Origin of the sequence: Chitinophaga sp. Cy-1792 (assembly GCF_011752935.1) — a bacterium.
Lineage (GTDB): Bacteria > Bacteroidota > Bacteroidia > Chitinophagales > Chitinophagaceae > Chitinophaga.
Genome location: NZ_VWWO01000001.1, coordinates 2,634,274 through 2,646,185 on the forward strand (window position 1 = coordinate 2,634,274; position 11,912 = coordinate 2,646,185).

The 11,912-nt window shown below is 44.5% G+C and carries 10 protein-coding genes; 7 read left to right on the plus strand and 3 right to left on the minus strand.

The genetic code is table 11. The features are described 5' to 3' along the window. Positions 1–26: 26 nt before the first annotated feature. A complete protein-coding gene (locus F3J22_RS10775) occupies positions 27–803 on the plus strand; it encodes an esterase family protein (protein WP_167016962.1) in 777 nt (258 codons plus the stop codon). Here F3J22_RS10775 and F3J22_RS10780 read toward each other — a convergent pair. Together F3J22_RS10780 and F3J22_RS10785 are read right to left on the minus strand one after the other, a co-directional pair. Then, on the minus strand, positions 775–2,241 hold the full coding sequence (locus F3J22_RS10780) for an OmpA family protein (protein ID WP_167016964.1): 1,467 nt from the start codon (positions 2,239–2,241) through the stop codon (positions 775–777). The genes F3J22_RS10775 and F3J22_RS10780 overlap by 29 nt on opposite strands. Before the next feature lie 21 nt (positions 2,242–2,262). Continuing rightward, on the minus strand, positions 2,263–3,792 hold the full coding sequence (locus tag F3J22_RS10785; RefSeq protein WP_167016966.1) for a sulfatase: 1,530 nt from the start codon (positions 3,790–3,792) through the stop codon (positions 2,263–2,265). A 263-nt stretch (positions 3,793–4,055) separates the two neighbouring features. Between F3J22_RS10785 and F3J22_RS10790 the strand changes: the two genes are divergently transcribed. From F3J22_RS10790 to F3J22_RS10815, 6 genes are all read left to right on the plus strand, one after another. Continuing rightward, on the plus strand, positions 4,056–5,369 hold the full coding sequence (locus tag F3J22_RS10790) for a M12 family metallopeptidase (protein WP_167016968.1): 1,314 nt from the start codon (positions 4,056–4,058) through the stop codon (positions 5,367–5,369). 117 nt (positions 5,370–5,486) lie between these two features. Next, positions 5,487–6,248 carry a prolipoprotein diacylglyceryl transferase gene (locus tag F3J22_RS10795; RefSeq protein WP_167016970.1) on the plus strand — a complete coding sequence of 254 codons (762 nt, stop codon included), beginning with the start codon at positions 5,487–5,489 and terminating at the stop codon, positions 6,246–6,248. Then, a complete protein-coding gene (locus F3J22_RS10800) occupies positions 6,241–7,680 on the plus strand; it encodes a radical SAM protein (RefSeq protein WP_167016972.1) in 1,440 nt (479 codons plus the stop codon). Before F3J22_RS10795 ends, F3J22_RS10800 begins: the two co-directional genes overlap by 8 nt. 7 nt (positions 7,681–7,687) lie before the next feature. Further along, positions 7,688–7,963 carry a hypothetical protein gene (locus tag F3J22_RS10805; RefSeq protein ID WP_167016974.1) on the plus strand — a complete coding sequence of 92 codons (276 nt, stop codon included), beginning with the start codon at positions 7,688–7,690 and terminating at the stop codon, positions 7,961–7,963. A gap of 68 nt (positions 7,964–8,031) precedes the next feature. Then, positions 8,032–8,844: an AraC family transcriptional regulator gene (locus tag F3J22_RS10810; protein ID WP_167016976.1), complete on the plus strand. Its 813-nt coding sequence runs from the start codon at positions 8,032–8,034 to the stop codon at positions 8,842–8,844. A gap of 49 nt (positions 8,845–8,893) precedes the next feature. After that, entirely contained in the window at positions 8,894–10,519 is a 1,626-nt protein-coding gene (locus F3J22_RS10815; protein WP_167016977.1) for a serine hydrolase, read from the plus strand. 66 nt (positions 10,520–10,585) lie between these two features. On the opposite strand, the gene F3J22_RS10820 is transcribed toward F3J22_RS10815, so the two are convergent. Continuing rightward, positions 10,586–11,845 carry a M12 family metallopeptidase gene (locus F3J22_RS10820; protein ID WP_167016980.1) on the minus strand — a complete coding sequence of 420 codons (1,260 nt, stop codon included), beginning with the start codon at positions 11,843–11,845 and terminating at the stop codon, positions 10,586–10,588. Positions 11,846–11,912: the final 67 nt, after the last annotated feature.

Consider the following 11,912-nt stretch of genomic DNA (forward strand, 5'->3'; position numbering starts at 1 on the left):
GATTTGATATTTGTTACCTTTCCATTATGACCAGAAATGTTTTCATTTATGCTCCGCAACTCCGGCGGGATGTGATAGTGGATATTTACGATTATACAGGGAAACCGGCTGTTGTACTGCTAATGAACGACGGTCAGGACCTCCGTGATATGGACATTTCTTCATTATTAATTAACATGGACGTTCCGGTGGTGGTTGTCGGGATACACGCCGGCCCGCAACGGCTGCAGGAGTATGGCGTAGCAGGTATTCCTAACTTTCAGGGAGAGGGCGCCGCTGCCGGCAACTATACTTCCTTTATTATGGACGACCTGCTGCCGGCACTCTACGAGCAGCAGCCGGAATGGAAAACGCTGCCACTGGGCTTCGCCGGCTGGTCGCTGGGCGGACTCTCTGCCCTGGATATCGTTTGGAACCATGCCACTGAGTTTTCCTTTGCCGGCGTAATGTCTGGCTCCTTCTGGTGGCGCGACAAGCCACTGGGAGAAGGTTACAGTGATCTGTCCGACCGCATCATGCACCGCGTTATCCGCAACAGTGAGTTTAAAGCCGGCCTGCATTTCTTCTTTGAATGCGGTACCGCAGATGAACTGGCAGACCGTAACAACAACGGTATCATCGACAGTATTGATGATACCAAAGATCTGATCACAGAACTGCTGGCCAAAGGCTACGAGATGCATACCGATATCTCCTACCTCGAAATTCAGGGTGGCCGCCATCATCCCGTTACCTGGAAACTGGCCCTGGAGGAGATGTTCAGTCTTCCTTACTTTAATCCTGCTCCTGGGGATAGAAGATAATAATTTCTACCCGCCGGTTTTTCTGCCGCCCCTGAGGCGTACTGTTATCCGCAACAGGCATGGTTTCACCCATTCCGTTAATGGTAAGTATACTCACGGCAGGTTTCTTCCTACGCAGGTAAGCTGCAACAGCATTGGCTCTTTTTAAGGATAATTCCTCGTTGTAGATATTGGTGCCTTTATTGTCTGTATGCCCTGTGATGGCCAGTTGTATGCCTGGCTTATCAGGAATAAGCATCAGGATACTATCCAGCGAGGCGTACAGCCGCTGATTGAGTGTGCTGCTATCGAACTTAAACAATACATCCGGTATCAGTAAGGTATCCGTTCTGGTGACAGGTGTAGCCGGAGGTTCCGGCGCCGGCTGGCAGCTGATAATTTCCACCATTTCTACGGTATCCATCCCTTCCCTGGGCTTACTATAACCTTTGATGATGAAGTCATCGAAGCTGAAACCCTTTTTATAGACCAGGTAATTGGCTACTTCATTGGCCCTGTCTGTGGCGATGATTTCATTATAGCGGGGATTGGGCTTTAGGTAAGAATAACCGGAGATGATGATCTTTTCTTTTACATTTTCCGGTTTAAGGAGAAAGGTATTCCCTAACTGGTCCGCATATACGGAGTTGATATCTTTACGGTTACCGCTGAAAAATTCTGATGCCAGCACTACTGTATCACAGCGGCCGCTGTGCTGTATTACTCTTGTTGGCAATACTATTTTTGCTTTCAGTTGTCCACCCTGCATGGGCATGGCCGGCCTGCTATATGAATGGCGCCAGTGGTCACTATACAGCAGTTGTTTAATGCTGTCGGCGGTATGTGCATTATACGGCTGGTTATCCAGCGGTGTAATGGCAATGCTGTCGATATAGGTGTAGATATTGTTTGAGCCCTTTACGGTATTGCCTTCGTGAAAATTCCCCAGCACGATATACCGGTAATTATCTCCCGCTTTGATTTCCTGTTCAAATTTAATGTAGGTCTTGCTGACGGCCACATATTTGCCGGTATCCCTGTTAAAACTCAGTGTAGGGGGTACCGGTAGTCGCAGTGGCAGGTCCTGAAAGGTTTCTGCTGTATCCAGCCTGATATCCAGGAAGCAGGAAGTATATCTGTTATCCAAAACATAGGCTTCTACCTTATAGCGGGTGCCTTTCCGCATGGGATTGAGCAGCTGCGTTTTGTAATAAGGTCGGTTATTGGGATCAGTGTAGATTTCCATTGGCAGCGTCACTTTATGGTTGCTGACAGGGTTATCGCCATCGTACATTATTTTACTGAAAAAGGGCGCTGTGGGCGTCCAGGCCTGGGGCGCACATTTGGCCGTATATTCAATGCAGATGTTCACGTCGTCAAAGCCAGGATTGGGTATTAGGTTCTGTGCCTGCAATAGGGTGGATAACAGTAATCCGAAAGTCGTCAGGATAGTTTTCATACGTTGCGGTGAATAGACATTTTACTTATTGATCAGTTCATCCGGCCATGCTACGGTTTTCCCAGTATTTTTCCAGACAGGCAGTTCTGCCCCCCGCTGTTTTAGGACAAGGGTCCAGCGTTTGGCCAGTTCTGCGAGCTTTTGGGGATTGGATGCCGACAGATCATGTTGTTCACTGAGGTCTTGCTCCAGGTCGTATAATTCCAGTTTTTGTTGTTTCATGAGGTAGATGATTTTCCATTTGCCATAGCGCATACCGCTTGACCAGGCGTATCCTTCATCTTCGTTTACTGTCCATCGGTTAGGGTAATGCCATAATAGTGGACGGTCATTTATTTTAATACCAGGATTTTTCAGGATGCCCAGATAGCTGATGCCATCTATAGCGGTGATTGGTTTTATGCCGGCGATATCCAGCACGGTAGGGAAGAAGTCTTCTGCGCCCACATAATTATTGGTTTTGGTACCGGGTTTCACGACCCCTGGCCATTTCACCATCAACGGTACCCTGATGCCGCCTTCATAGGGAGACCCTTTGCCGGCGCGGAGTGGCGCATTCTGTGTGTTACGTATTCCTCCTCTGCCGCTGTTGGCAAGTCCTCCATTGTCTGACATAAAAATCACCACTGTATTTTTCTCTATACCTTTTGCCTTCAGGAAATCCAGGATATTCCCGAGACTTTCGTCCATGCCTTCTATCAGCGTGGCATAGCTGGCTTCGGTAGAGTCGAGGCCTGCGGCCAGGTATTTGTCCAGGAATCTTTTATCTGGTTGTATAGGCAGATGAACAGCATAATGTCCCAGGTAAAGGAAGAAGGGCTGCTGATGGCTGATAGGGTATTGCATGGCTGCTATTGCCTTTTGGGTCAGCGCCTGGGTCAGGAAGGTGTCTTTACCATAGAAAGCCTGTAGGTCGGGAACCGCATTGAACGTGGTTTTGCCGGGCATATTCCCGAAATTCTGTTCACCATAATAGCTTTGCGGATGGCCTAATGAAGAGCCGGCGATATTCACAACAAAGCCCAGATTCATCGGGTCGGAGCCTTGTGTCCCCAGACTACCCCAATGTGCTTTGCCTACATGGATGGTAAAGTACCCTGCATCGCGGAGCAGCTGTGGCAGCGGCTTGGGGCAAAGGTAGGTATTCGATTCCCTGACATTGCTGATGCCACTGACATTCCACTGTGGTGCCTCCAGCTGATCATCTTTATAATCAGTAGCCTGATTGGGAGTGATAGATGTCCAGTTGGTGATATGTGTGCTGGCGGAGCTCATGCCGCTGATGAGGGAAGTACGTGTAGGTGTGCAAACGGGATTGGCATATGCCTGATGAAACAACAGGCCTTCTCTGGCCATCCGCTCCATATTGGGCGTATGGTATTTCCTGTTAAGGGGCATCACGGAGTCGCCGAATGGCTGTGAGGTATCCATCCAGCCCATATCATCTACCAGGAACAAGATAATATTGGGACGCTGGCTGGCTGGGGAATTTTGTGCAGACAGTACAAAAGATGACAACAACAAGGTAAATGCGGGTACCAGAAATTTCATGTAATGTGGTTGATCAGGTAAATAACGGATGGTAAGATTAGTTTATTATCCGTTTAAGTTGCGCACAAAATGCATAATTTGTATATAAATCTGATAATTATTGGTATTTCCTGTCACGATAACCCTTGGTGGAATGATATTGTGGAATTAAGTTATCCAGGTGTATAATTAATTTTGCTAACGTGTAATGCTCCCTTACCTTTAATCAGTTAACCTAATCTCATAGCGTAAATTTTATTTCCCTATTCTCAAAAACAAGAATCATGTTTGTTAAATTGAAGTCCTTTCTGGTACTGCTGTTACTTTTTATTTCTGTATCCTGTAAAAAAGAAGTAGCTCACGATGTTTCCGAAGCAAATAAACCATCTGCTGAAGTAATTAATTATGAGGGGTATCCAGTTGCAACTGGTGAGCATATAAATATTACGGATAAAGTTGGAATACCCGTAATGAGTTTTCTGAAGTCCGGAGGCAATTACATTTTCGGTGGAGATGTCGTATATACTGAAGATGCCTTCCAGTCATTAAAAAACAGTTATGCTCAGGTTGCTATTGGCGATGCTGCAAAAGTTTCAAGATTACATCATGTAGAATCGCCGGGGGCAATGCTAGTGAAAAACAAGTTGCCGTTACCGAGGATGCTTTCGGGTGAAACTAACCGAACTGGCAATCCATTGCCGCAATCATTGTGGCCTAATAGGACGGTGTATTATACCATCGACAATAATTTTGCGGACGTATCCAGAGCTAATAATGCTATCGCGCATTGGATGAATGTTACTAACATCCAGTTTGTTCCACGTACTAACCAGAGCGATTATGTGTATTTCAAATCTAACGAGCCAGGGGCCTTTACTAACTCAATAGGCAAAGCAAATGGTCTGACAATAGTTAATTTAGGACCAGGAGCCACAACAGGTAATGCAATTCATGAAATTGGTCATGCACTTGGGTTGTACCATGAGCAGTGTCGTGATGACCGGGATAATTATATTACAGTTTATCCGAACAACATTGACCCGGAAAAGCTGCCGCAATTTGATAAGGTAATAAATACAACCATTTATGGTTTAGCTCTTGGTACGCTTGATTTTAACTCAGTAATGTTGTACCCTTCATCGGCCTTTCTAAAACCTGGAGCTCCTTATTCTATGACCAGAAAAGATGGTACCACTTTTTCTGCTCAACGTGATGGCCTTTCACAAGGGGACGTTGATATCTATAATATGCTATATAACACTACTCCTGTATATGCACGAATAGAGTTGGAGAATTATGGAGATTACTTTATTGACTGGGATAGATATTGGACCCAAGCAGATTTGTACATCCGGTTCTACAAGGATCAGGCATGCACTATTCCAACAACAGCTCCAGCCGGTGCTGGTTATACATACCGTCAGACAACAAATGGAGAAGTGATGGCCTGGAATTATCGCCTTAATCCAAATTCAACCAATTATTACTGGGGGAAAATCTATCTGCAGGATTATTCCAATGGGAATATGGCTGGGGAATCTATTAATTTGATCGATTGGGTAGGGTGCATTTTATTACCTACTTACACCAAATCATAACGATTTTATTTTCAGTTATTACACCCCAACCTTTTCGTGGTTGGGGTTTTTTGTTTTGGCTGTAGTCTGCGCAAATTGAACATAAAATTCCTAAATTGTATACAAATCTGATAATTATTGGTATTTCCTGTCACGATAACCCTTGGTGGGTTGCAACTCCCGTTGCATACTCTCACTGAAACGCTGGGCATGTTCCTTGGGTTTCGCTATTTCCTTTTCTTGCGTCGGCGCCAGGGCGATCAGGTGCATGATTCCAACCGTATCTGGGCGATTATAGGGGCCATGTTCGGGGCTTTGCTGGGCAGCCGCCTGCTCGGGGCACTTGAGTATCCGCCGGGATTTTCATCTGCCGGTAATCTCCTGGTATACATCTACAAAAGCAAAACAATAGTGGGCGGGCTTCTCGGTGGACTAATAGGAGTAGAAGGTATTAAGAAGATAGTAGGAGAGCGGAGTTCCACCGGTGATCTTTTCGTATATCCTTTGATGTTGGCTATTATAATAGGAAGAATCGGATGTTTTACCATGGGTGTTTATGAAGAGACCTATGGCCTGCCAACAGCGCTGCCATGGGGCATGGACCTGGGCGATCACATCCTGCGTCATCCTGTTTCACTTTATGAAATTGTGTTCCTGATAATTTTATGGATAACGCTGCACTTGATAAGTAAACGATTTGTACTGGAGTCGGGTGCATTGTTTAAACTATTTATGATCGCCTATTTGCTGTTTCGCTTTTTACTGGACTTTATCAAGCCGGGATACCGGTTTCCGGGAGGTTTAGGTTCTATACAGATAGCCTGTTTGCTGGGATTGGTTTATTATGCGAGGGTGATCATTTTTCCATCACGATTATTAAAAAAAGAGCAATATGCCTGAAAAGAATTACACCTATTACGATTTCACGGTAAGTATTTGTAGTACTTGTTTACGCAGAGTAGATGCAAAGGTGATTTTTGAAGATAATAAGGTGTTTATGGTAAAACACTGTCCGGAGCATGGCCGCGAAAAAGTTCTGATAGCTACTGATATTGACTATTACAAAAATACCCGCAACTATAATAAGCCATCGGAGGCGCCCTGCAAAACGAATACGGAAACCCATTATGGTTGTCCGTATGATTGTGGTTTATGCCAGGACCATGAGCAGCACAGCTGTCTGAGTGTGATTGAGCTGACAGACCGCTGTAACCTTACCTGTCCTACCTGCTATGCTATGTCATCCCCGCATTATGGCCGTCACCGGACATTGGAGGAGATAGAGCAGATGCTGGATATCATTGTGGCCAATGAAGGGCAGCCTGATGTGGTGCAGCTGAGCGGTGGAGAGCCTACCCTGCACCCGCAGTTCTTCGAAATTCTGGATATTGCCAAAACCAAGCCCATCAGGCATCTGATGATAAATACCAATGGTATCCGTATTGCAAAAGACAAGGAGTTTACGAAGAAACTGGCTACGTACCTGCCGGATTTTGAAGTCTACCTGCAATTTGATTCCTTTAAGCCGGAAGTGCTGGAACGCATGCGTGGCAAGGATTTAACGGATATACGACGTCAGGCGCTGGAAAACCTGAATGAAGTGAATCTCAGTACTACGCTGGTGGTGACGTTACAAAAGGGCCAGAATGATGATGAGATGGGCGCCATTATTGATTTTGCACTGAAGCAGCGCTGCGTGCGTGGTGTTACGTTCCAGCCGGTGCAGGTGGCGGGTCGTACAGACGATTTTGACCCTGCAACAGACCGTATAACGTTGACGGAAGTACGCCAGCGGATATTGGAGCAGTCGCCGATATGGCAGGGCAATGATATTATTCCAGTGCCTTGTAATCCGGACGCTTTGGCAATGGCCTATGCATTGAAAATTGATGGCCAGGTATTTCCGCTGACACGCTACGTAGATCCGGCCGTATTGCTGAACAACAGCAAAAATACCATTGTCTATGAGCAGGACGAGCGCCTGCATCAGCATGTGCTGAAGATATTCAGTACAGGGATTTCTACCGATGCTGCCGTGAACGATATGCAGTCATTGTTGTGCTGCCTGCCACAGGTACAGGCGCCCGGACTGGATTATACCAATCTGTTCAGGATTGTGATCATGCGTTTCCTGGATGCCTATGATTTTGATGTAAGGGCCATTAAGAAATCCTGCGTACATATTCTACATAAAGACGGCCGTATTATTCCGTTTGAAACCATGAATTTATTTTACAGAGATGATAAGGAAGAGTATCTGAAACAGTTACAGGCAGAGCGTCAGGCGGTACTCACTCCAACGAATAAGATTATATCTGACCCGATAAAATAACTGGAATATGAGCAATTTTACTAAGAAATTTCTGCAATTAACCGGTATTACACTGGGCATATTATTGTTGATATGTTTGATTCCAGACGGCGGTGTAATCGGCGCCGGAATACTGTTGATGGTTATTTGTGCAGTATATTTTATAGGAGGGCTGATAGCAGTGATGGTAAATGACAAAAATGAATGGGGGAAAGTAATGCTTTTATCCAGCCTGGTAATTGCAGTAGTTGGTTTTTCTACCTGTGGCCTGATACTGTCAAATTTGAAATTGGGACATATGTAATTGAAATACCGGGAGATGATTTTTAACCGGATGAATTTATTTCTCTGCCGGAAATCGTACCTTTTAGTATGAAAATGTCGCCTGCAGGAAAGTTCTATGGTTCGACAAATGAAGCTATTCATTTGCCTGGCTTTACACTGACAGATACAGTGTATACGCAGCCGAGGGTGCCCTGGCATTATCATGAAAACCGCTACTTTACTTTCCTGCTGGCAGGCGGCATGACAGAAGCCAACAAGAAAAAATCCTATGAGTGCGTCTCGGGCGACCTGCTTTTTCACAACTGGGATGATGCCCATTATAACATCGCATCAGATAAATATACCCGAGGTATTCATATAGAAGTCCATGAATCGTGGTTTGCCGCTGCTGGTATCAACAGCAATGTCAGCGCAGGAAGCAGCCGGATAAATGATCCTGTGGTAAAGCAATGGATATATGAGATTTTCAGGGAGATGAAATTATCTGGTATCCAATCACAGCTGGCAATAGATGTGTTGCTGGTGCAGATATTTGGCAGGATAGGGGAGATAAAGACCATTGCTGAAAAGCAAAAACCGCAATGGTTGAAAAATATGGAGGAATTGTTATCTGCCGGATCAGTGGAACTCAGTCTGACAGTATTGGCGGGCATTGCAAACGTGCACCCCGTGCACCTTTCCCGTGAATTTTCCAGATTTTATGGTGTTTCTCTGGGAGAATTTGTCCGGGCCGTACGGATGCAAAAAGCGATGAAGTTATTGTCAGCCAGCGATGTATCACTTACCGACGTAGCATATGACTGTGGATTCTCGGACCAGAGCCATTTTATACGCAGTTTTAAAGTTTTTCATCAGATAACCCCGTTGCAGTTCCGGAAATTATTGCACCCGACACGCTAATGTTAAGAATCTTCTATTTTTAATAAACGGATGACAGTAGTTTTAAAATATGAAATGCTATTTTATTCTCCTTTTGATATTTATACCCGGAAAGCTGTTATCACAAGGCTTTGTGCCAGATGCCGGCGTAAAAACCCCTTTGCATGAAAGTAATATAGGAGCGGTAAGATTTACGGCGAAGGAGGTTCCCTTAACTGGATCATCGGCGCAGGATTTTCTGCAAACCTATGAGCTGACTAACACCAGCGACTTGTTTTTCACTGCATTCATGGCGCATTCTTTAACTAACTATCTTCATCAGTTAGGTCCTGAATTACCGGCCGACAGTCTCCATAAAATAGGAGGATACCAGTTTTCCATATTTGTAGATAAGCGGCTGATTTATGCATCCCGTATTCAGGGGGCGCCATTGCCGGCGGTAAGGGATAGTGAAACTGTTATACGCAAGCCTTTAATTGATAATGCAGCGGAAAATGGCTGGTGGACGCAGTTCTTCTGGAGGCGGTTTCTATATAACGGCGGCGACAGCGCTTTGACAGATGGCAGGCATCTGTTGCGATTAGAAATACGTCCTTATTTGAGGGATACCATAGGAGCGATTATCGCAGCAGGCAACCTGGATTTGGTGGTAAACAGGCATCCGGCCGTGGACGTAAGGAAAGTTCAATTGAATGTCATTCAGCCTTTCAAAGAACTGAAGGCATCAAAAGAACATTTCAATCAAGACAGGATAAAAGAGTTAAAAGCCAGGATAAAACAGGGAGAATTCAGAAAAATAAACAGTGTAATAGTTATAAAGAATGGGAAGATACTGGTAGAAGAGTATTTTAATGGCGATACCAGGGATTCATTACACGATCCCCGCTCTGTGGGAAAATCATTTACATCTACACTTTTGGGAATAGCTATAAAAGAGGGCTATTTTAACGACGAATACCTACCCTTAAGCAATTTCTATTCCTTACAGGCCTTCAGTAATTATTCGGCAGAAAAGGCCCGCATCACACTGCAGGACTTACTGACCATGCATGCTGCTTTCGACGGAGATGATAACGATGATAATTCTCCTGGAAACGAAGAGAACATGTACCCAACGGAAAATTGGATAAAGTTTGCGCTGGACTTACCATTAATAAAAAGCGGTAAATACGACTGGCATTATTTCACAGCAGGCGTGGTGGTATTGGGGGATATACTGAACAAAACCATTCCTGGCGGACTCGAGAAATATGCAGCAGACAAGTTATTCGGGCCACTGGATATCCGTTATCAGTGGCAATATACCCCACAACATGTGCCTAATACAGCAGGAGGCATCCGGTTGAGTGCATTGGATTTTGCGCGCTATGGTTTGCTGTATAAGAATAGGGGAAGATGGAAGGGGCGGCAGTTAATACCGGGAGAATGGGTGGAGAAAACATTTACAAAATATCAGCAGATCCCGGGAAAACCAGGGGAATATTACGGTTATCTTTTCTGGAACAAACAATATCAGGTAGGCGGAAAGACTTATGAAACCTGGTATTGTACAGGAAATGGTGGAAATAAGATTTTCGTATTTAAAGATCAGCCGTTGGTAATTGTGGTTACTGCCAGTGCTTATGGGCAGCCGTATGCACATTCGCAGGTAGACAGGATGATGAAGGATTATATTTTACCTGCGGTATTAAAATAGACTGATAAAATAAAAAAGCAGCATCCTGAAAAGGGTGCTGCCTGCTGTACGCAATGTTGGTTAAAATTATCTGGTGAAATAGGCTTCGTTCACTCCCATCTGGTAATTAACACCATCTGACACATAGCCGAGGTAGCTGTTTTCAAAGGAGTCATATTCTCCGAGAGAATAGGATTGCACACCTGCCGGTATTATCACTTGTAATGGATCTGTATAATCCCAGTAGCGGTTCATACTTGCTACCCATTGGGTTCTGTATACGCTGATATTAACTCTTTTAGAGCTGTTGAGTGTATACGGGATGGTACCTGCAGCATCCTGGTAGAATTTGATGATAAATTCATCTCTGGCATTATATCCTCCTAAACCTGAAGGATCTTCATTGTCGTAAATATTAATTTTTTCGATGCGTGCAAATGGAGGACCATAAATGTATGCGATCGTCTCAATATCACCGCTGGAAAGTCCCCAACGATTGGCGTCAAAGGTGCTGCCATCTAATTTGGTCATTTGTGGCAAACTAGGATTGATCACAAAATTCAGGTCATCTGTAAAGGAGCCGTAAAGCATAATGGAATTAAAATCAAACGTACCTAAATCATACCCGCTATATCCCCGTGCAATATACGTTTGGTAGTTATGTTTCTTGGCTTCCTTAATATTATCCCACTTTATAATGATATAGTTATCGCGGTCTGCACGGCTTTGTTCGTGGAACATTCCCAGGGCATGTCCGATTTCATGTGCCAGGGAACCATACCAGTCACTCTGGATGAAGTTGATGATTTGTTTACCTCCTTGTCTTCCGATTGGAGAGTCATTAACTGTGCTCAGTACAAATTCAACATAATCTGTCTGGGTTGTTCTTGGAACAAATGAGATATTCGTATAATACTCCCATTCAGAAATTGCATTGGTAATTTGCCATTGTCCCTGGGCAGTAACATTACCATTGACAGTGTAAGGGATCACTGATTTTTTATTTGTCGGGTTAATGCCTGACCATCTTTTAGCAAATCCAGCGATATAGTTTCTCGCGTTTTGGTCATTGCTGCCTTGTCTGAGCATTTCCAACTGTTCCTTTCCAAGTACGATATCCCCTTCCAGTACATATTTATCACCAAATCGCTCAATGTAAAGTGGTTTGCCGGCAGACTTCAATTCTATTATTTCGTCGGCTTCTCTGTCCTGGTGGAAGAAAGCGGCTCTTGGGCCTATGCCTGATTTTTCCGTTGGTGGAGTTGAAGTTTGTTGTACAGTGACATCCTTCTTACAAGCACTTAAAAACAAAATGCTAATGGTTAACGGTACAAAAAATAGTTTCATAGAGTTCGTTTGAGTTAATGTGGGTTGACATTGCAGTACAGGTTATCAAAATAACTGAAAGACGGGG